The sequence below is a fragment of the Chryseobacterium gwangjuense genome, assembly GCF_021311115.1.
GTDB classification, from domain to species: Bacteria; Bacteroidota; Bacteroidia; order Flavobacteriales; family Weeksellaceae; genus Chryseobacterium; species Chryseobacterium gwangjuense.
On record NZ_JAJTNP010000008.1, the window covers coordinates 62,930 to 84,377 of the forward strand.

Genomic DNA, 21,448 nt, shown 5'->3' on the forward strand with positions numbered 1-21,448 from the left:
TTTTAATTACTTCCTGCGAAGCAAATTAACCCCATCACGCAAAGGTAAAATAAGATTCTCAAAATCTTCATCATTTGCGGCTAAATCATTAAGTTCTTTAATAACCTGAGTAGATTTTTGCTTAGGGTTTTCTTCTAAAACTTTTCCGTACCACAATACATTATCAAACATCACAACAGATCCTGATTTTGTCTTCGGTTTTATCAAACGGAAATATTCCGCGTAATTTTCTTTATCGGCATCTATAAATACAAGATCGAAAACCTCATCCGTTTCTCTTAAAAATTCTTTGGCATCCTGAAGTTTAAAATTAATTTGGCTTGAATATTCACTTTCTGCAAAGTATTTTCGGGGCAGATAAGCCAGATCTTCATTCACATCCAATGTGGTAATTTTCCCGTCTTTTGCCAAACCTTCCGTAAGACAAAGTGTAGCGTATCCGGTAAAAGTTCCGATTTCAAGAATATTTTTCGGCTGCATCATTTTAGAAACTATCGTCAATAATCTTCCCTGCTGATATCCCGAGATCATATGAGGCTGTGTTGTTTTCTGGAAGGTTTCCCTTCTCAGCTTTCTCAGAATTTCAGGTTCAGATGAAGCATGCATTTCTAAATACCTGTCCATTTCCGGATTTGTCTCTTCAAAAAAACTCATTCTATTTTTTTATTGAGTCAAATTTAGCTAAAAATATTTAGTCTTTATAAAGGGTACAGTAAAAAACACGAGGTAAAAAACCGTAAAAACACGGATGTTTTTTTGTTGGGTGAAACAATACCTTTGCAAAGAAGGTAAAAACACACACTTAAAATGAATACCGGAGAAAATCAAATTAGCAAGACTAAAGAACCAAAAGCACACATCATTAAAGTGCGTGCTTCAAAAAAAACTAAACCGGAAATATCCAATTCATTTTTACAACGAATTATTTCTTTATTAAAACAAGAAGATGTAGTTTAAAACAAAAAACTCCCGAAAATTCGGGAGTTTTTTGTTTATGCTATTATTATTTATTTCTTTGGAGTAATATCCATAAGCTTCATAAATTCATCAAGCTTAGGCATGATAATAATTTCCGTTCTTCTGTTTTCCGCTCTTCCTGAAACGCTCATATTCGTCGCTTTAGGATTGTATTCCGAACGTCCACCTGCTGTAATTCTTGCAGGATCAACTCCAAACTGAGTTTGTAAAATTTTCGCAACCGCAGTTCCTCTTAATGCAGAAAGATCCCAGTTGTCTCTTGGTAAATTTGCAGAACTTAACGCTGCATTGTCTGTATTACCTTCAATCAATACTGAATATTTATCATAATCATTGATTACTTTAGCTACTTTACCCAATACTTCCTGAGCTGCAGGAAGAATATTGTAATCACCTGTTTTATATAACATTTTATCTGAAAGGGAAATCATTACCACTCCTTTCAATACTTTTACCTGTACGTCCTCATCCGCTACATTATCCAATGTTCTTTTTAATTTGTTTGACAATGCAAGATTCAAGCTGTCATTCTTAGCATTACTAGAAATTAATTGCTTGATATAAGAATTAGAAGCATTGATCTCTCCTACCAATTTATCAATATTTGCAGAACTCTTTCCTGTATTTGACAAACAAGCATCCAAAGATGATTTCAATGCATCATGTTGGCTTTTTAATAAGTTATTTTCACCTGATAAAGCTGAGTTTTGAGATTTCAAATCCTGAATCTCGCGCTGTCTTTCTCCAATATTTTCAATACATTGTTTGTAATTGGAACTCAAAGCTTCATACTGCTTTTTACTAACGCAAGATGTCAATCCTAACACCATTGCAGAAACTGCTAAAATTTTAAAAATCTTCATAAATAATCATTTTTTAGACGAACCAAAGGTAGGAAAATTGAATTGAATTATAAGGATTATCTTTGCCTAAAAGAAATTCTCAACACAGCTATTGAAAAAGTCAGACTTAAATAAAGAACTGGAAAATCTCATTTGTTCACCCGAAAACCACTCCTACCTTTTAGCAGTGAGCGGAGGTGCTGATTCTATGGTTTTGACATATCTGTTTAATGAGTTACGCAATTTGGATTGTGAATTTCAGGTTGCGCATATTAATTATAAACTTCGTGGAAAAGATTCTGATCTGGATCAAAAAGTAGTTCAGGATTTTTGTGAAAAGAATGATATTAAATTTCATCTCTACTCAGTTTCGGAGAAAGATCAGCAACCGGAAAATTCGATTCAGCTTTGGGCGAGAGAACTGAGATACAATTTTTTTAAACAGATTCAACAAAAAGAAAAGCTGGAATTTTTAGTTACCGCTCATCATTTGAATGATCAGTTGGAAACTTTCATTATCAATCTTTCAAAAGCAGCAGGAATCAAAGGATTGAGCGGAATTCCTTCTAATGACAATAAAATCCTTCGTCCTTTTTTAAATTTCACCAAAGAAGAAATTTATCAGTTTGCTAAAGAAAATAATATTGAATATCGCGAAGATCTTTCTAATAAAAAGAGCGATTATTTAAGAAACAAAATTCGTCTTGAAATTACACCTCAATTATTAGAAACCAACGATCATTTTCTGGAGAATTTTAAAAAAAGTATTTCTTATTTAAACCAGACAAAAGATTTTGTACAGGAACAGATTAAAGAAATAGAAAACAGACTGACCCTATTTAACAACAGTCAAAAAATTTTATCAAAAGACCAGCTGAATAAGGAAAGTGATTTTGTAAAATTTGAAATTTTAAAAAAATATGGTTTTACTCGAGAAGAAGAAATTGCAAAATTTTTTAAAGCTGAAACCAACAGTTCTTTTTTTTCTAAGGAATACCAATTAATTGTCCACCGTGACGAATTGATTTTAAAACAAAAGACAGAAAATGAAGAACTCAATGAAGAAGATCATATTCTGCTGATAGAAAAATTTGATTTTTCTGAAAACCAAATTACCCTTCCGCTCAAAAATATAATTGAGAATATAGAGGAAATCAATAAGGGGTTTGAATGGAGTTTTGATGCCGAAAAGCTTCATTTTCCCCTACGATTGAGAAGACAGCAAGATGGTGATGAATTTTTCCCGACTGGTTTTTCGGGTAAAAAGAAAGTCTCTAAGTTTTTTAGGGACGAAAAATTATCTATTTTAGCGAGGCAAAAAATTTGGGTACTTACCGACAACGAAAATTCCGTTCTCGGAGTCATCCCACTCAGACAAGACCGACGAAACGCAAAGAATGAGAATACCAACAAAATTCTCAAAATTTTTAATGAAAAGTAATATGAAATTTAGAAATTGGTTTTTATTAATTCTGCTGTTTATAGCAACAGGAATTAATGCACAAATCAAAAACCCTGTAAAGTTTAAATTTACAATCAACGATTTAGGAAACAATCAATACGAAGCCGTTTTGAACGCTACGATGGAGAGCGGATGGCACATTTATTCCAAAGACATTCCTGAAGACACGGGAATTCCTACAGAGTATAAAGTTTCTGGAAAAAACATCGAACTGATCGGAAAATTTACGGAAGTTGGAAAAAAGCACGAAGAGTTCTCTGAAGCTTTTGGAGGAACCATTGTTTTTTATTCTAATTCTGCAGGTTTCAAACAAAAATTCAAATTAAAGGACGGAACAAAACCCGGAGATGTAGTTGCAGAAATTACTTATCAAACTTGTGACGACAGAGTTTGTCTGGCTCCAAATACCCTGGAATTTAATAAACAGGTTACCCCAACAGGCACAACTGAAGAGGCTTCGACTGATGAAAAGACAGATGCTACAAAGGATTCTGTAAAAGCTATTGAAACTGTTGTAGAAAACCCTGCTAAAGGAGAAATTACTGTAACGGAAACGTCAAAGCTAGACCCGAAACAATTAAAAATAGAGTCCATTGATTTTCAAAAGCCTTTAACGGATTGTGGAACAGGTACTACGAAAGTTGAAGAAAATTATTGGACCTACTTATTCTTAGGATTTATCGGGGGATTAATTGCTTTGTTGACACCATGTGTTTTCCCAATGATCCCGTTAACGGTTTCGTTCTTCACAAAGGGGAATAAAAACAAAGCAAAAGGAAAAAGAGATGCCTTAATCTATGGCTTTTTCATCTTGCTAATCTTTGTATTATTAAGTATTCCGTTCCATATTATTGACGGAATTGCAGGAAATATTTTCAATGAAATTTCTACCAGCGTTTGGCTGAATATTGCATTCTTTATTATATTCATCTTCTTCGCAGGAAGTTTCTTCGGATACTACGATATTACTTTACCTAGCTCAATTGCCAATAAATCTTCAAAAGCAGAAGAAGCGGGTGGAATTATCGGAATTTTCTTCATGGCATTGACGTTGGTAATCGTTTCTTTCTCTTGTACAGGACCTATTTTAGGAAGTTTATTGGGAAGTGCGGTAACCGGTTCTGCAAACGTTCCGATGCTCCTTACCTTTGCTTTAGCAGGTTTCGGATTAGCGTGGGCAATTATTTTCGGATTATTGGCATTATTCCCACAAGCTTTGCAAAGTCTTCCAAAATCTGGAGGCTGGATGAATACGGTAAAAGTAGTTTTAGGTTTTGTGGAATTGGCTTTAGCATTGAAATTCTTATCCAAAGCAGACTTAGTTTCTAAAACATTCTTATTGAAAAGAGAGCTTTTCATTGCAATATGGATTGTTATCGCATTAGGATTGGCTTTATATTTATTTGGATTAATAAGATTTCCACACGATGATAAAAAACCGAAGATTTCTATTACAAGAAAGATTTTAGGAGCTTTAGGTTTTGGTTTTGTGATTTATTTGGTTCAGGGATTAATTCCTTCTGAGCGTCCGAAACTTCAATTATTAAGCGGTATTTTACCTCCATTGAATGTAAGTTATTTTCACGATGAAAAAGATGGAATTCTGGGGATGCACCCGGAACATGATTTCTTTAAAGCTGTAGAATTAGCAAAAAAAGAGGACAAACCTATTTTAATTGACTTTACAGGTTATGGTTGTGAAAACTGTCGAAAGATGGAAGAATTCGTTTGGAGTGAAGCAGATATTTTACCAATCCTTCAGAATGATGTTGTTCTAGCTTCTCTGTATGTTGATGACAAGGAAGAACTTCCTGAAGATCAAAAAACTAAAATTGATTTAGGTGACGGGCAGGTGAAAAAAGTAAAGACAATCGGTGACAGATGGAGCTTGTTCCAACAGGTTAATTTTAATAATAATTCTCAACCGCATTATGTATTGATAACTCCGGACGGAAAGGTAATCAACACTCCGGTTTCAGGATATATGCCGAAAGAGGATTTCAAAAAATTCCTTGAATGCGGAGTAAATTATTACAAAAAGAATAAATAAAAAATTCAAAATATAACAAAGAACTCATGTCGAAAGGCGTGAGTTTTTTTATTGCCATTCTTCAACCAATTGATTCTTATTATTCAAATTAATTTTAATTATATTTGAATAATTAACAAAACTAAACACAATACTATGAGATATAAATTTATTTTCTCGTTACTTTTCATCTATTTCAGCAATACTCTTTCTTCACAGACTCCTTCTATACAATGGCAAAAATCTTATGGAGGCATTGGTTTTGATCAGGCTTATGATGTAGAACAGACTTCTGATGGAGGATATATTACCGTAGGATATACCTCTTCTCCTCCAAGCGGAGATGTTACTCTTTCTAAGGGAGGGAATGATGTATGGGTTATAAAAACTAATGCAACCGGAGGAATTCTGTGGCAAAAAACAATCGGAGGACAAGGCTATGATATGGCAAAAGCCGTAAAACAAACAACCGAAGGCGGATATATTATAGCAGGAATCACCAATTCCACAGACGGCGATGTCTCTGTAAACAAAGGCACAACAGACGTCTGGGTAGTAAAATTAGATTCTAAAGGAGATATCCTGTGGGAAAAATCTTATGGAGGATCTGGCGGAGACGACGCTTCTTCTATTTTTCAAACTCTTGATGGCGGGTATATTGTTGCAGGTCAATCATACTCTACTGACGGCGACATTACTGGACATCACGGAACCCTGAATCACGATGCTTGGATTATAAAAATAGATGCAGCAGGAAATTTACAATGGGAAAAATCTTTTGGAGGAACAAGTCAGGAGTTTGCACTATCTGTAAAACCTACTTCTGATGGAAATTTTATAATTGCAGGAGGATCTTCCTCTCCCAATGGAAACATTACCAGTGTTTTTGGTGGAGAAGATTGTTGGCTCATCAAAATAGATATTTTAGGAAATATTATCTGGCAAAAATCTTATGGAGGAAGTGCACATGAATATTTTGTAGAAGCTCAACAAACTTTCGATGGAGGATATATTGCCATTGCTACCACCCAGTCTTATGGCGGAAATATTTCAGGACAACACGGTCTATCCGATTATTGGGCAGTAAAATTTGATGCTGCCGGGAATATACAATGGCAAAAATGCTTAGGAGGAAGCGACACAGATACAGCAACCTCCATTTTTCAGGATTATGACGGAGGATATATTGTCGCAGGATTCACTTATTCTAATAATGGAGATCTATCAACACATATTGGACTTGCAGATTATTGGGTTATAAAACTTAATCCTTCAGGAAATATAATGTGGGAAAAAACTTTTGGAGGAACATTAAACGACTGGGCAAGAAAAATAAAACCCACCTCTGACGGAGGATTGATTGTAACAGGAGCTTCAAAATCTAATGATGGTGATGTATCCGGAAATCATGGCGACCACGATGTCTGGTTGGTAAAATTATCATCCTCAAAAACAACTTTAAATACCCATGAAAATAATAGTAAAAACAATATTTCAATTTACCCAAATCCTGCAAAAGATTTTGTCACAATAGATCATCTTCCAAACGAAGCAACAATAAGCATTCACGATATGTCCGGAAGAAAAATTTTCAGTAAAAAACATGCTGAAACCAAAGTTTCAATGAATACTTCTCAACTGACCAGCGGAACGTATATTATTCAGATTAACGATAAAGAGAAAATTATTTTATCTGAAAAACTGATTATTAAAAAATAAAGAACATTACAAATAAAACACTGAAAATCTATGAACTATAAATTTATTTCTTCATTACTTTTCATCTATTTCAGTAATCTCTTTTCCTCACAAGCTCCAGCTATGCAGTGGCAGAAGAATTACGGAGGAAGCCAGCCGGAAATGTTTCCTGATATTGCCTTAACCTCAGATGGCGGATATATCCTTGCAGGCAGTTCAGCCTCAACCAATGGAAATGTAACCGGAAATCATGGTTTAAATGATTTTTGGGTAGTAAGAACCAATTCCACAGGAGATATTCTCTGGCAAAAGTCTTTAGGGGGCTCAGCAGGAGATGCTGCTTCCTCAGTAAGACAAACCTCTGATGGAGGATATATTGTTGCCGGATCATCCAGTTCCAATAACGGAGATGTTACGGGAAATCATGGCAGCAGTGATTTTTGGATCGTAAAGTTAGATACTTCAGGAAACTTACAATGGCAAAAGTCGTTCGGAGGAAGCAATGAAGAAATCGCCCAAAGCATCCGACAAACAACAGACGGAGGATATATTGTAGCAGGTTATACTGCATCTTCTGATGGAGATGTTGCGTCCGGAAATGGAGGATATAGAGATTATTGGGTGATAAAACTCAATGCTACAGGAAATTTACAATGGGAGAAAACTTATGGCGGCGGAAGCGGCGATCAAGCGTATTCTATAGAACAGACCACCGATGGAGGGTATATTATTGGAGGGTATTCCAACTCAATCGATAATATTGTCACCGGAAATCACGGCAGCGATGATTATTGGATTGTAAAAATAAACGCCGCAGGAGTGCTTCAATGGCAAAAATCTTTAGGGGGTAGCGGTACAGATAGAGCTTTCTCTGTGAAACAAACTTCAGATGGAGGGTATATAGCTTTTGGACAGTCCATATCAACCAACGGAGATATTACCGGAAGCCATGGCAATGATGACTATTGGCTTGCAAAGCTAAGTTCTACAGGAATCTTACAATGGCAAAAGTCTTATGGTGGCTCTCTTTACGATCGCGGCAGAGATGTTTCCCAAACAGCTGATGGAGGATACATTATGACAGGAGTCTCATTTCCTCTAAATGTAGAAGGAACAACAAGCAATGGAGCTAATGATTATTTGATTGTCAAAACAGATGCTTCAGGAAATATGGAATGGCAGCAAACGTATGGCGGACTTCAGGATGATTACGGAACGTTTGTTAAACAAACTTTAGATGGTGGATATATACTTTGCGGATATTCAGACGCCATTACCAACAGTTCTTCAAACTATGATTACTGGATCATCAAGCTTGCAGGAAATCAATTAAGTACAGATGAAAATATTCTAAAAAATAATATTTCAATGTATCCCAACCCCGCAAAAGATTTTGTTACGATAGATCATCTTCCTAACGAAACAACGATAAGTATTCTTGATCTATCGGGAAGAAAGATTTTCAGTAAAAAATATACTGAACCCAAAGTTTCAATTCATACTTCTCAATTGACCAATGGAACATATATTATTCAGGTTGATGATCAAGAGAAAACCATTTTGTCTGAGAAGCTTATGATAAAAAAATAAATTCATATTTAAAGCTATACAAAACCTCATGAAATTAAAAATTCATGAGGTTTTTTTTATTAAAATACCATCTTCGTAAATAATTTAACAACAATTTAACAAATTAGGTATAAACTTTGTATTTGTTCAAATATAAAACGCAAGCACAGAACTTATTTCATCAACATTGTTTAACATCTAAAAATATTAATTATGGCTGAAGTAATTGCACAAGAGAAACAGGGAGGAAGCAGACAAAGAAAAAAAATGGTTAAAATTGATATGACTCCCATGGTAGACTTAGGGTTCTTATTGATTACCTTTTTTATGTTTACCACCAATTTTACAAAACCCAATGTGATGGATTTGGGATTACCCGCAAAAGATCCTGTTCATAAACCCAACGACAAAGTAATTGATGTTAAAAATCAGGTTACCTTTATTCTTGGAAAAGACAATCGGGTTTTTTATCATCAAAGCAGTAAAGAAGATTTAAATTCAAGTAATTTAAAAGAAACAAACTTCAACGGAATTAATATCTCAAAAATCATTTCTGAAGCGTACAATCATGCGCCGGTAAAAGAAAATTTCACGATTATTATTGAACCCACTGATGATGCTAACTACAAAAACTTTGTAGATGTTTTGGATAATATTGCCATTTCAAACAAAGAACGTTATGGAATCACCGATATAAAACCCTGGGAAAAGAAAGTTTATGAAGAATTAATTCAATAACATAAAAGGGCATTTTTGAAATGCTCTTTTTTTGTTTACATTTGATATATAATTTTTTTGATGAAAAACTTTTTAGCCGCAATCGCCATCTCCGTTTTAATTGTTTCATGTTCCAAAAAAGAAACAACACCCGTTTCAGCCAAGACAGATAGTACAAAAATTGTTGATTCCATCAATGCTGTAAGGACAAAAATAAATGACAGTATCCGAAACAAAAATCAATTCAAAGATTTTAGCGGAGAACATAAGTTTACTCATAATTTGATTCAAAACTCCGGAACGGTTGATTTTAAGAAAATTGACGGTGAAAGAGATCATTATACTGTTTCAGGGAATATTAAATCAGGGAAAAATTATGTTGAAATAAAAGGCTTTATAGCTGTTGTTTCTGACAAACACATGAATTTTACTGGGGAAATCACCCAAAGTATTTCTGAAAATGACAACGGAAAACCTTACACCAGAAAAGGAACAAAAACTTTTGCTTCCAAAGACGGCGGAAAAACTTACCTACTTCAGGATATGGTAAATGGTTCGGGATTTGTAGACTATATAGATATCCATTTTTAATTTTTTGAAATATGCTCAACTTTGAAAGAAAAGGAAACGGAAAAGAAACTTTAGTGCTTCTCCATGGATTCATGGAAAACATCTCGATATGGGATGATATGGAACCTCATCTGTCTGAAAATTTTTCACTTTTAAAAATAGATCTTCCGGGACACGGGCAATCAGAAATTGTAGCAGAAGTTCAGACCATGGAACTCATGGCAGAAGAAGTAAAAAAAGTATTGGATACACTGAATTTAACTAAAGTTCATTTATTGGGACATTCGATGGGAGGCTATACTTCTTTAGCTTTTGCCGAAAAATATCCTGAATATCTTACAAGTCTAACCTTGTTTTTTTCTACTTATTTTCCGGATGATGCCGAGAAAAAGGAACAACGCATAAAAAGCTACAGAATCATTAAAGACGCCTTCGCACATTATGCAAGAGCAGGAGTTCCGAATCTTTTCAACCCCAACGAAAGAGACACTCTGGAAGGAAAAATAGAAACCGCTTTAAAAATTGCTCTTTCCACGAATAACCTAGGAGCTTTAGCTTCTGTAAAAGGTATGGTAGAAAGAACCGACAAAAAACATGTTCTGGAAAATCTTGAGGCTAAAATTTTAGTTTTGGCAGGGAAACATGATAATGCTGTAAAAACTGAATTGATGATCAAGAATCTTCCGGACAGAACCAATATAAAATCTTATGTTCTTGATTGCGGGCACAACGGACATTGGGAAAAACCAAGCATCTGTGCAGAAATCATCAATACGGAACTTCTTCACCATTTACCAAAAAATTTGATCCTTTAAAAAACATCTATGAGAATTTGGATTTCATCAATACTGCTTCTTGCTGCATTGAGTTGCACAAAAGAAGCTACAACTTCCAGAAATACCGCTTCAAAAGACTCTGTTTCTACAACAGAAGCTCAAAAAGACAATCTGAAAACAGGTCAAGATAAACAAACTTTCAATTTTGTCACAGAACTTTGCGACAACAAAGGTCTATATGATGCCAGTAAATATTCCCAAGAAGAAATAGAGGGAACTTACAAACTTTGGTTTCAATACAGCGGTTTATTGCTTAGTAAACCATCCGTTTTTAAACCGGAAACCCTACAGGAAGTAAGAAGAGATAAAGATAAGATTTTAGCAAAGCTTGCTCAAGATTTTGCAGAAAAGAAAAAAGCGCTTGAAAGCTTAAAGGTCGTTAACGATCCTTATTGGCAAAATAGTAAAGCTCAGAAAATCCAGGAATTGATTCTTGAGTATGAATTTGATAAAACGGAAATTTTAGCATTCTCCGATCCTTCCATACTACTCAACAGCAAGTTTTCTAAAAATTGCGAAAATTTTGTACGAGCATTAAATTCTGATGAAGATGTAATGATCGACGAATGGAGAAAGCTGAGAATACAGATGAGTAAGAAGAACGGCAGTCCGGAAAGAGTGATGGATGAGTTCGAAAACAATTTACACGCTCAAAACAGAAATGAATATGCCATCGTTGACCTTATTACTTTTGGATGGGGAAATTGTGCCAATAATAACATAAAAAGAATAGAGCACGACGAAAAAATGATGAAGGCATTCAATTCTTTATTCATTAAAATTGATTCGAAATGTGACGAGCCTTAAATCACAGAGAAACTACAAAAAATAAAAGAACACCAAAATTTAAATAGATCCATGAGCTTATTCTCTGCTCCCAAAAAGAAACCCATAATCGGCTTAACTCTTTCCGGAGGCGGAATGCGTGGAATAGCCCATATTGCAGTTTTAAAAGCGTTGGAAGAATTTGATCTGAAACCTCAGATTATTTCAGGAACAAGTGCAGGATCCATTATTGCAGCATTTTATTCTTTAGGAAAAACACCGGATGAAATGATGGACATTGTAAAGCAAACCACATTTTTCTCCAGATCCTACTTAAGACTTTCAAAAAACGGAATTTTCAGCTCTAAATTTATTTTAAAACTTCTTGTCGATTATTTTCCTGAAGATGATTTTAAAGTCTTGAAAATCCCGGTATACGTTGCCGCAACAGAAATGACCCACGGAATTGTTGACTTTTTTTCAGAAGGTGAACTTTTCGGGCCACTATTGGCCTCTTCAAGCGTTCCTTTTGTTCTCCCTCCCGTTACCATAGGAGAAAAAATATATGTAGATGGTGGTGTACTGGATAATCTTCCTATAGAACCCATCATGGATAAATGCGATTTCCTGATTGCTTCGCATGTCAACTCTCTCAGCTACGACCCTCTTCCCAATATGAGTTTAATGAAAGAATTTGACAGGATTTTACACTTAGCCATTGCCAAGTCGGTCTATTCTAAAGCTGACTTTTGTGATATTTTTTTAGACCCTCCCAAAATGACCAAGTTCAGTTTATTCAATAAAAAGAATCTGGACGAGATGTTTCAGGAAGTATATGAATACACCTGTAAAGAATTGGAAGATAAAGGATACAAAAAAATACAGTCTTCTTTATAACTGTTCTCCTGCTACCCTGTTCTTAAACGTTTCAAGGGTATCCATCAAAGACTCCATCGATTTTCCTCCTGCTGCATTGATGTGCCCTCCCCCACTAAAATATTTTCTTGAGAACTGGTTTACATCAACATCATCTTTACTTCTGAAAGATATTTTGATAAAATCATCATACAGATCTTCCATAAAGAAAGCCGACATTCTTACGCCGACAATACTCAAACCGTAATTTACAAAACCTTCCGTATCTCCTTTCTGGAAACCATATTCCTGTAGCTCCTTTCTTGTAAGATATAAAACAGCAACTTTACCATCATTTACCACTTCTATTCTTCCTAAAATAAGCGCTAACAAATGAAGTCTTGAAACCGTATTCGTATCCCATGTATTGGAAGTGATTACTGACGGATCTGCTCCTTTCTCAATAAGGTTGGCTACAATTCTATGGGTAGTTGCACTTGTAGAACGAAAACGGAAACCTCCTGTATCAGTCATGATTCCTGTATAAAGACATTCTGCAATATCTTTGTTGACCAGATTTTCATCATTCATTGCTTCAATAAAATGATAAATCATCTGACACGTCGCAGGAATTACCGTATCTGAATACACAAAATCGAATTGTTCCGGTTGCTGGTGATGATCAATAAGAATTTTCTTCGCCTTAGATTTAGTCAGCCAATCTCCTAAAATCCCAATTCTGGATGGTGAGTTGAAATCCAGGCAGAAAATAACATCTGCTTCATTGATAAGATCAAAAGCTACCTTTCTCTTATATTCTGCAACGATATTCTTTTTGGCTTCCGGCATCCATTTCAGAAACTTCGGAAAATCATTCGGCACTACAACTTCAGCATGTATACCTTTTGCCTGCAAATAATGCTTTAGCCCCAAACTCGACCCAATAGCATCTCCATCAGGATTGTAATGCGTAATGATGACGATTTTATTTTGAGGAATAAGAAGTGAATTGATTTCTAAAATTTCTGCAGGTGTAAACATCTAAGTTTCTTTAAATTTGAGTTTCCAAAGATAGAGCTTTTAAATAAATCCTTAGTATTATTTTTAAATGTTACCAATTTCGCCTGTAACAGGACTTTTATAAAAATGGGAATAAAAAACCTTTATAATAATTTCAAAAAAAAGAGCTGAAAGTTTGTATCTTATAAAAAAATCTATATCTTTGCAACCTGAAAAATTAATAGATTAATTACGATTTAAACATATAGTAATGAGTAAAAGAACATTCCAGCCATCAGAAAGAAAGAGAAGAAACAAACACGGTTTCAGAGAAAGAATGTCTACGCCAAATGGAAGAAGAGTTTTGGCTGCAAGAAGAGCTAAAGGCAGAAAGAGTTTAACTGTAAGTGCTGCACGCGCTAAGAGATAATTCTTTAATTATCATATACAAATCATGCTTGAAAATAATCTTTTCAGGCATTTTTTGTTGTTAAATTTTACTAAAATTCAAGGTTCTTACATTTCTTTTTTCTATTTTTAAAAATTGAAAAAATTTCTAAAAATAGTATCCTAAAATAGCATTATGCCACATACAAATATATCCGGAGATAATATTATAAGTTTACAACATGCGAAGATTGCACAAAAAAACTTTACTGTTCTTTCTGACGTTAATCTCAACATCAAAAAAGGCAGATTTTGTTATCTTATCGGAAAAACAGGTTCAGGAAAAAGTTCATTGCTAAAAACTTTATACGGACATATTCCGTTAGCTTCAGGACACGGAGCGGTAGTTGGCTTTGATCTGGCTAAATTAAAAATGTCTGAAATTCCCAACCTAAGAAGAAAATTAGGAATCGTATTTCAGGATTTCCAATTATTGTCTGACAGAACGGTAGAAAAAAACCTGATATTCGTTCTGGAAGCAACAGGCTGGAACGACAAAACAAAAATGGAAGACCGTATTAATGAGGTTTTAGGCAGTGTAAACATGAAAAGCAAAAAGCATAAAATGCCTCATGAACTTTCAGGAGGAGAACAACAGCGTGTAGCTATTGCAAGAGCTTTATTAAACCATCCTGACCTAATTTTAGCAGATGAGCCTACAGGAAACCTTGATCCTGAAACTTCAAACGAAATTATGACCTTACTCAAGCAAGTAGCACTGGAAAACGGAGCAGCTGTAGTAATGGCAACACACGATTACCATATGATTCAAAACTTCCCTGGTGAAGCCATCAGATGTGAAGACGGAAAAGTTTCTGTATTGGATACGACGGAATTATTTGAATAATTATTTTTCACGAAAAACATGAAACTCCTTGGTGAGTTCAAGATATTGGTCCGAGTATTGTCTCGGACTTTTTTCTATAATAAATTCCAGTTCTTCAAGATTTTTTTCAGTTAAAGAAAACTCCAGAATCAGACGTTTTGTTTTTGAGCCTTCAATTCCTTTGATGTTAATCTTCCTATTTAAAAACAACTTGCTTTCTTTTGCCAGAGCAGTAAAAACCTCTCCGGCTTCTACAGGAATAATCACAGAGAAAATACCGCAAGCAGAAAGCAATGCTGAAGATTTTGAAATTAATTGCTGAAAATTCAGTTCAACGGTTTGCCTCGCTATTTTATCTTTTTCAGAATCTGATGTTTCAAAATATGGTGGATTTGAAATAATAAGGTCAAATTTTTCTTCCAACGTAAAACTTTTAAAATCCTGATGAATATTTTTTAACCTTGATCCAAAAGAAGAGCTTTCAAAATTAATTTTGGTAAGATCTGCAGCTTCTTCATTAATATCAATCCCTAAAAATATTGCATGAGGATTTCTTTGAGCCAACATAAGTGAAACCAGCCCCGTTCCTGTTCCAACTTCTAAAATACTACAAGCGTGATTTACACTAGCTAAAGCACCCAGCAAAACACCGTCTGTTCCTACACGGAAGACATTTTTTGACTGCTGGATTTCGAATTGTTTAAATTTAAAAGGCTTCACTATAAATTAGTCGGCAATGTAATGATGAATGTTGAACCTTTTCCTACTTCTGATTTCACAACAATTTCACCTTTATAATCTTCAATCATTTTTCTTACCATTGACAAACCTAATCCCATTCCGCTACTCTTTGAGGTAAAATTAGGTTCAAAAATTCTTTCGTACATATTCTCAGGAATCCCAACTCCATTATCCTGCACAGAAACCATCACTCTTCTTTGATGCTGCTCCACATCTACATTAATGATCATTTTCCTTTCATCACTCTGAGCCTGTTTTGCGTTGGTAACAAGATTGGTAATAATCCTTGACAGGTAAATCCTGTCCATACTAATCATGATGTTACTTTTATTGGAATGTATAAAAATACTGTCATCATTAAATACTCTAAGAATATCTTCGACCTCCTTATTCAGGTTAATAACTTCATTGTTTTTTTCAGGAAGTTTCGCAAATTCCGAAAACGCAGACGCAACCGTGGCAATCAAATCAATCTGATCCACCATGGTTTTACTCATTTGCTTTACCTTCTCTCCGATATTCGGATCTGCCGGATCAAACTTTCTTTCAAAATTCTGAATCGTCAGTTTCATCGGAGTTAATGGGTTTTTTACTTCATGTGCCACCTGCTTTGCCATTTCCCGCCATGCTTCTTCAGATGCTTTAAAACGAAGCCTCTCCTTTTGATCCTGAATCTGAAGAATCATCCTGTTATAAGCTCTGGCCAAAGCATTCAATTCATCATTTTTATAATATCGGATAGGCTGCATTTCATTTTCAAACAATGTAATACGGGTAATCATATCAGAAAACTTCGTAATATTTTTCGCCAGACTATTTGAAGTCACCCAGCTTATCCAAATACTGAAAAGAATAAGGAACACATCGACTAAAAGAATGTACTTAACATATTCATGAAGAACTTCTAAATCAGCCGATTCATTGTGATATAAAGGAATATATACAATTCCGATAGGTTCCAGTTCATTATTTTTCAACAATAAATAAGAAGACGTAAGCCCTGCATCTACCGACTGATCATAGCTTTTAATATCAACTCTAGCGTCCGTAGCTAAAATCTTATTCACAATATGCAAAGGCACTTTTTTCTGTTCAATAAGACTTTTATCCTTATTGGAAATCAAATAGTTTCCTTTTAAATCATAAATAATAATATCATGCTGATTAATATCTGCAATCTCGAAGATTTTACTTTCCAAAACAGTAGGAAGATCTCCCGTTTCAATACGTGTCCTGCTTACCGCATAATCCAAATACCGCATTACAGCATTGGTTTTATCCTGCATGTCGATCCGGCTTTGCTGCAAGGAATTATTCCTCAGCACAAAATAAGGCACCAAGGATGAAGCAACAACACTTAAAAGACACACCAATAAGAATCCGAAAAAAACACGATTTCTCAGGCTGTATCCTTTATATTTACTCAATGACATTCTGTTTATTAATTAATCTTGCAATATATTTTCCAATAATATCAAATTCTAAATTGACTTTGTCTCCTTCTTTAAGGTGTTTCATATTGGTAAACTCCCAAGTATATGGAATAATCGCCACAGAAAACTGTGTATCTTCACTTTTCGCAACCGTTAAGCTAATTCCATTTACCGTAATAGAACCCTGAGGAACAGTAACAAAACTTCCGTTATCCTCATACTTCATCGTTATAAAATAACTTCCGTCTTTATTTTCGATACTTACAACTTCACCCGTTTTATCAACATGCCCCTGAACAATATGACCATCTAATCTTCCATCCATTTTCATGCAACGCTCAAGGTTTACCACAGTTCCAACTTCCCATTTTCCAAGATTGGTTTTTTCCAATGTCTCGTTGATTGCAGTTACTACATATTTATCGTCCTCTATTTCCACAACCGTTAAGCAACATCCGTTATGAGCTAAGCTTTGGTCTATTTTTAATTCGTTCGTAAAAGGGCAAGTAAGCGTAAAATCTATATTACTTCCGTTTTCCTCAATTTTCTCAATAATCCCTACTGCTTCAATTATTCCTGTGAACATATTATTTTTTGCTAAATTTGTAAAATTATAATCTTCAAAGATAATCAAAATGAGCCCAAAAAACCATAAAGTACGAGTAGGAATTTCAATCGGTGATTTCAATGGCATTGGCCCGGAAATCATCATGAAGTCTCTGAAAGACAAAACCATTACAGATTTTTTCACTCCTGTAATTTTTGGTTCGGGAAAATTATTCACCTATCAGAAAAACATTTTTAAATTAAATTTAAATTTCAACTACATTACTGATGCTTCACAAGCTCATGCCGGAAAACTGAATATGGTAAACCTTGTGAAAGACAATGTAAATGTGGAACTGGGAGTTCCTACTGAAGAATCTACCAAAATGGCAATCGATTCTTTAGAAGCAGCTACTGAAGCTTTAATGAAAGGAGAAATTGATGTTTTGGTAACTGCACCGATCAACAAAGACGAAATGGTAAAAATGGGATTCAAGCATGCAGGTCACACTGGATATTTTGAAGAAAAGTTCAACAAAAAAGGACTGATGTTTTTAGTAACAGAAGATTTAAAAGTTGCCGTTTCAACTCACCATATCCCAATTGCACAGGTTGCTGAAAACATTTCTAAAGAAAAAATAAAAAAACAAATCAAAGTTTTAAATCAAACCTTAATTGAAGATTTTAATATTTCAAAACCTAAAATTGCAGTTTTAGGACTGAATCCTCATTCCGGAGACGGTGGCGTAATCGGAAATGAAGAAATTGAAATTATTTCTCCGGCAATCAAAGAACTTTCAGACAACGGAATTCTGACTTTTGGTCCTTTCCCAGCTGACAGTTTTTTTCAACCCAGCAAATACCAAAGCTTTGATGCTGTTTTAGCCATGTATCACGATCAAGGCTTAGCTCCATTTAAAACGTTGGCTTACGAAGAAGGGGTAAATTACACCGCTGGACTTCCATTCATCAGAACTTCTCCCGACCACGGAGTTGCCTATGACATTGCAGGGAAAAATATCGCAGATGAACAGAGCTTTACAGAAGCAATCTTTACAGCTATTAAAGTTTTCAAAAACAGAAGCGAATACAACGAACTGATGACCAACCGCATGCAACCTCGAAGAATGTCTATGGATAATGGAATAGACGAAGATTTGCCTGAGGAAACTGAAGCATAAATCTTTAAAGAAGATTTTAAATTAATTTGTTACAGAATTTATTTGTTATTATAAAAAAAATGCATATTTTTGCACACTCATTTTATGGACAAGTTAAGAAACTATGATGTAAGCTTTTCCGGTCTTAAAACTGGCAAGCACGAGTTCAAGTTTGAGATAGATAAAGAGTTCTTTCAATTATTTGACACTGAACAGGATTTTACAAATCCTAAAATCACAGTAGATGTTTTATTAGACAAACACTCTACTTTTTTAGAATTTGAGATTAAAGTAAGCGGAACAGTTGAATTGGTATGTGATATTACAAATGAAAATTTTGATTATCCTATTGAAAACCAAATCAAGGTTCTGGTAAAGTTTGGAGAAGAATATGATGACAGCGAAGAAGATGTAATCACTATTCCTACCAACGATCATGCTTTTAATATTTCTCATCTGATTTACGAAAATGTAGCTCTTTCAATTCCTATGAAAAAGCTATCACCAAACGTAACAGACGAAGATTTAGAAATTCTGGAAAAATTCAGTCCGAAAGAAATTGAAGAAGAACATGAAAGCGATCCAAGATGGGACGCACTAAAAAATTTAAAGAATAAAAATTAAATAGTTTAATGATGAGATGGTGAATCTCATCGCTCATCAATTAAAAAAGTTATTACAAAATGGCACATCCAAAGAGAAGACAGTCGTCTACAAGAAGAGATAAGAGAAGAACTCACTATAAAGCTGTAGTTCCTCAATTAGCAAAAGATGCAACAACAGGAGAGCTTCACCTATACCACAGAGCTCACTGGCATGAAGGAAAATTATACTACAGAGGAAAAGTAGTATTAGAAAAAGAAGTAGCAACTACTGAAGAAAACTAAGAGTCGCTTTTCACTGAAAAACACTCGTTTTAATACAAAAACCGCCCGATTTTGATAAAATTTGGCGGTTTTTTGTTGTTTTTTATGTTTTTTTGGTATCTTTGAACCAAAATCAAATATCAAATTTATGGACATTAAAGACATACAAAATCTTATCAAGTTTGTATCTAAGGCAGAGGTTTCTGAAGTGAAGTACAAGACTAAAGATTTCGAAATCACTATTAAAACTCCATTAGCTGGAAGTGAAGTTGCTTATGCTCAACCTGCTGTTTACCACACCGCTCCTCAGCAAGTAGCTGCTGCACCTGCTCAAGTTGCAACTCCTGCTGCACCTGCTGAAAAAGCTGAAGCAGCATCAGACGACAGCAAATATGTAACAATCAAGTCTCCAATGATCGGTACTTTCTACAGAAAGCCATCTCCAGATAAAGACGTGTTCGTAAATGTAGGTGACGAAGTTTCTAACGGAAAAGTTGTTTGTGTAATCGAAGCAATGAAGTTATTCAACCAAATCGAATCTGAGGTAAGCGGAAAAATCGTTAAGATTTTAGTTGATGATGCAACTCCTGTAGAATACGACCAACCATTATTCTTAGTAGATCCATCTTAAGGAATTTTAGATAATAGATTATAAATTTTAGATGAAAATTATTTCGTTTAAAAATTAATTTAAAATTCAAAAATTTAAAATTTAAAATTTCGGAGAGATGTTCAAAAAAATATTAATTGCCAATCGTGGCGAAATTGCAATGCGTATCTTACGTACTTGTAAAGAAATGGGGATCAAAACCGTTGCGGTTTATTCAACTGCTGATAAAGACAGTCTTCACGTAAGATTTGCTGATGAAGCTGTTTGTATCGGTCCTGCAATGAGTAAAGACTCATATCTGAAAATCCCTAACATTATTGCTGCAGCTGAAATTACAAACGCTGACGCTATTCACCCTGGTTATGGATTTTTATCTGAAAATGCTAATTTCTCAAGAATCTGCCAGAAAAACGGTATCAAATTCATCGGTGCTTCTCCTGAGCAAATTGAGAAAATGGGAGATAAAGCAAACGCTAAAGCTACGATGAAAGCAGCAGGTGTACCTTGTGTACCTGGTTCTGATGGTTTGATCGAATCTTACGAGCATGCTGTAAAAATCGCTGAAGAAACAGGCTACCCGGTTATGATTAAAGCAACTGCAGGTGGTGGTGGAAAAGGGATGAGAGCGGTTTGGAAAGCTGAAGACCTTAAAGATCACTGGGAATCTGCAATTCAGGAAGCTGTAGCTGCATTCGGAAACGGAGGTATGTACATGGAAAAACTGATTGAAGAGCCTAGACATATTGAAATTCAGGTTGCGGGTGACCAATTTGGTAAAGCTTGCCACCTTTCTGAAAGAGATTGTTCTGTACAAAGAAGAAATCAGAAATTGACGGAAGAAACACCTTCTCCTTTCATGACTGATGATCTTCGTGAAAAAATGGGTGAAGCAGCTGTAAAAGCAGCAGAATTCATCGCTTACGAAGGTGTAGGAACTATTGAATTCTTGGTTGATAAACATAGAAATTTCTATTTCATGGAAATGAACACCAGAATTCAGGTAGAACACCCAATTACTGAACAGGTTATCGATTATGACTTAATCAGAGAACAAATTCTTTTAGCGGCAGGAACTCCGATTTCAGGAATTAATTATTATCCAAAATTACATTCAATCGAATGTAGAATCAACGCGGAAGATCCTTACGCTGATTTCAGACCATCTCCGGGAAAAATCACAAGATTAAATATTCCAGGTGGACACGGAATCAGAGTAGATACTCACGTTTATTCTGGATACACTATTCCTTCTAACTACGATTCTATGATTGCAAAATTGATCACGACAGCTCAAACTCGTGAGGAAGCTATTGCAAAAATGAGACGTGCATTAGAAGAGTTCTATATTGAAGGAGTAAAAACAACTATTCCTTTCCATAGACAATTAATGGATAATGAAGATTATCTTGCAGGAAACTATACTACAAAATTCATGGAGGATTTTGTAATGGATAGAAAATATGAAAATCACTAAGATTTTTCACAATACACCTGAAACC

23 protein-coding genes are annotated in these 21,448 nt (G+C 34.9%); 17 read left to right on the forward strand and 6 right to left on the reverse strand.

Features of this window, described 5'->3' with window-relative positions:
- Positions 1–6 precede the first annotated feature (6 nt).
- Complete coding sequence (locus tag LV842_RS15555) at positions 7–654, reverse strand: O-methyltransferase (RefSeq protein ID WP_233112349.1); 648 nt, start codon at positions 652–654, stop codon at positions 7–9.
- Between the two features lie 153 nt (positions 655–807).
- On the opposite strand from LV842_RS15555, the gene LV842_RS15560 reads away from it, so the two are divergent.
- Positions 808–957 carry a hypothetical protein gene (locus LV842_RS15560; RefSeq protein ID WP_233112350.1) on the forward strand — a complete coding sequence of 50 codons (150 nt, stop codon included), beginning with the start codon at positions 808–810 and terminating at the stop codon, positions 955–957.
- Positions 958–1,007: 50 nt separating this feature from the next.
- Here LV842_RS15560 and LV842_RS15565 read toward each other — a convergent pair whose 3' ends face one another.
- Positions 1,008–1,841 carry an OmpA family protein gene (locus LV842_RS15565; RefSeq protein WP_233112351.1) on the reverse strand — a complete coding sequence of 278 codons (834 nt, stop codon included), beginning with the start codon at positions 1,839–1,841 and terminating at the stop codon, positions 1,008–1,010.
- A 91-nt stretch (positions 1,842–1,932) separates the two neighbouring features.
- Here LV842_RS15565 and tilS point away from each other — a divergent pair, with 91 nt between their 5' ends.
- The 9 genes from tilS to LV842_RS15610 all read left to right on the forward strand — a co-directional run bounded on the left by tilS (position 1,933) and on the right by LV842_RS15610 (position 12,363).
- A complete protein-coding gene (gene tilS / locus LV842_RS15570; RefSeq protein WP_233112352.1) occupies positions 1,933–3,261 on the forward strand; it encodes a tRNA lysidine(34) synthetase TilS in 1,329 nt (442 codons plus the stop codon).
- A gap of 1 nt (position 3,262) precedes the next feature.
- Positions 3,263–5,332, forward strand: coding sequence for a protein-disulfide reductase DsbD family protein (locus tag LV842_RS15575; RefSeq protein ID WP_233112353.1), 2,070 nt, complete (start codon positions 3,263–3,265; stop codon positions 5,330–5,332).
- A gap of 135 nt (positions 5,333–5,467) precedes the next feature.
- Positions 5,468–7,030, forward strand: coding sequence for a T9SS type A sorting domain-containing protein (locus LV842_RS15580; RefSeq protein ID WP_233112354.1), 1,563 nt, complete (start codon positions 5,468–5,470; stop codon positions 7,028–7,030).
- A 30-nt stretch (positions 7,031–7,060) separates the two neighbouring features.
- Complete coding sequence (locus LV842_RS15585) at positions 7,061–8,599, forward strand: T9SS type A sorting domain-containing protein (protein ID WP_233112355.1); 1,539 nt, start codon at positions 7,061–7,063, stop codon at positions 8,597–8,599.
- Positions 8,600–8,791: 192 nt separating this feature from the next.
- The gene (locus tag LV842_RS15590) at positions 8,792–9,316 is read left to right on the forward strand and encodes an ExbD/TolR family protein (RefSeq protein ID WP_233112356.1); all 525 of its coding nucleotides are present in this window, start codon (positions 8,792–8,794) and stop codon (positions 9,314–9,316) included.
- A 60-nt stretch (positions 9,317–9,376) separates the two neighbouring features.
- Entirely contained in the window at positions 9,377–9,886 is a 510-nt protein-coding gene (locus LV842_RS15595) for a hypothetical protein (protein WP_233112357.1), read from the forward strand.
- An 11-nt stretch (positions 9,887–9,897) separates the two neighbouring features.
- Entirely contained in the window at positions 9,898–10,680 is a 783-nt protein-coding gene (locus LV842_RS15600; protein ID WP_233112358.1) for an alpha/beta fold hydrolase, read from the forward strand.
- A 9-nt stretch (positions 10,681–10,689) separates the two neighbouring features.
- Positions 10,690–11,508 carry a hypothetical protein gene (locus tag LV842_RS15605; RefSeq protein WP_233112359.1) on the forward strand — a complete coding sequence of 273 codons (819 nt, stop codon included), beginning with the start codon at positions 10,690–10,692 and terminating at the stop codon, positions 11,506–11,508.
- A 51-nt stretch (positions 11,509–11,559) separates the two neighbouring features.
- Positions 11,560–12,363, forward strand: a complete 804-nt coding sequence (locus tag LV842_RS15610) for a patatin-like phospholipase family protein (RefSeq protein WP_233112360.1) — start codon at positions 11,560–11,562, stop codon at positions 12,361–12,363.
- On the opposite strand, the gene LV842_RS15615 is transcribed toward LV842_RS15610, so the two are convergent.
- Complete coding sequence (locus LV842_RS15615; protein WP_233112361.1) at positions 12,358–13,362, reverse strand: DHH family phosphoesterase; 1,005 nt, start codon at positions 13,360–13,362, stop codon at positions 12,358–12,360. The two genes, LV842_RS15610 and LV842_RS15615, sit on opposite strands and share 6 nt — an antisense overlap.
- Before the next feature lie 229 nt (positions 13,363–13,591).
- On the opposite strand from LV842_RS15615, the gene rpmH reads away from it, so the two are divergent.
- Positions 13,592–13,750, forward strand: a complete 159-nt coding sequence (gene rpmH, locus LV842_RS15620) for a 50S ribosomal protein L34 (protein ID WP_039365072.1) — start codon at positions 13,592–13,594, stop codon at positions 13,748–13,750.
- A 153-nt stretch (positions 13,751–13,903) separates the two neighbouring features.
- Positions 13,904–14,614 carry a cell division ATP-binding protein FtsE gene (locus LV842_RS15625; protein ID WP_233112362.1) on the forward strand — a complete coding sequence of 237 codons (711 nt, stop codon included), beginning with the start codon at positions 13,904–13,906 and terminating at the stop codon, positions 14,612–14,614.
- Here LV842_RS15625 and LV842_RS15630 read toward each other — a convergent pair whose 3' ends face one another.
- From LV842_RS15630 to LV842_RS15640, 3 genes are read right to left on the reverse strand one after another with little or no spacing between them, the layout of a single operon-like run.
- Positions 14,615–15,313, reverse strand: coding sequence for a tRNA1(Val) (adenine(37)-N6)-methyltransferase (locus tag LV842_RS15630; protein WP_233112363.1), 699 nt, complete (start codon positions 15,311–15,313; stop codon positions 14,615–14,617).
- The gene (locus tag LV842_RS15635) at positions 15,313–16,767 is read right to left on the reverse strand and encodes a sensor histidine kinase (protein ID WP_233112364.1); all 1,455 of its coding nucleotides are present in this window, start codon (positions 16,765–16,767) and stop codon (positions 15,313–15,315) included. Before LV842_RS15635 ends, LV842_RS15630 begins: the two co-directional genes overlap by 1 nt.
- Positions 16,754–17,353 carry a riboflavin synthase gene (locus LV842_RS15640; protein WP_233112365.1) on the reverse strand — a complete coding sequence of 200 codons (600 nt, stop codon included), beginning with the start codon at positions 17,351–17,353 and terminating at the stop codon, positions 16,754–16,756. The genes LV842_RS15635 and LV842_RS15640 overlap by 14 nt, the downstream gene beginning before the upstream one ends.
- Before the next feature lie 49 nt (positions 17,354–17,402).
- On the opposite strand from LV842_RS15640, the gene pdxA reads away from it, so the two are divergent.
- The 5 genes from pdxA (at position 17,403) to accC (ending at position 21,423) form a co-directional block, all read left to right on the forward strand.
- Positions 17,403–18,494: a 4-hydroxythreonine-4-phosphate dehydrogenase PdxA gene (gene pdxA, locus LV842_RS15645; protein ID WP_233112366.1), complete on the forward strand. Its 1,092-nt coding sequence runs from the start codon at positions 17,403–17,405 to the stop codon at positions 18,492–18,494.
- 84 nt (positions 18,495–18,578) lie between these two features.
- The gene (locus LV842_RS15650) at positions 18,579–19,097 is read left to right on the forward strand and encodes a YceD family protein (protein ID WP_233112367.1); all 519 of its coding nucleotides are present in this window, start codon (positions 18,579–18,581) and stop codon (positions 19,095–19,097) included.
- A 59-nt stretch (positions 19,098–19,156) separates the two neighbouring features.
- Positions 19,157–19,360: a 50S ribosomal protein L32 gene (gene rpmF, locus LV842_RS15655; protein WP_007843326.1), complete on the forward strand. Its 204-nt coding sequence runs from the start codon at positions 19,157–19,159 to the stop codon at positions 19,358–19,360.
- Between the two features lie 127 nt (positions 19,361–19,487).
- On the forward strand, positions 19,488–19,970 hold the full coding sequence (gene accB / locus LV842_RS15660; protein WP_233112368.1) for an acetyl-CoA carboxylase biotin carboxyl carrier protein: 483 nt from the start codon (positions 19,488–19,490) through the stop codon (positions 19,968–19,970).
- A 97-nt stretch (positions 19,971–20,067) separates the two neighbouring features.
- Complete coding sequence (gene accC / locus LV842_RS15665; RefSeq protein WP_233112369.1) at positions 20,068–21,423, forward strand: acetyl-CoA carboxylase biotin carboxylase subunit; 1,356 nt, start codon at positions 20,068–20,070, stop codon at positions 21,421–21,423.
- Positions 21,424–21,448: the final 25 nt, after the last annotated feature.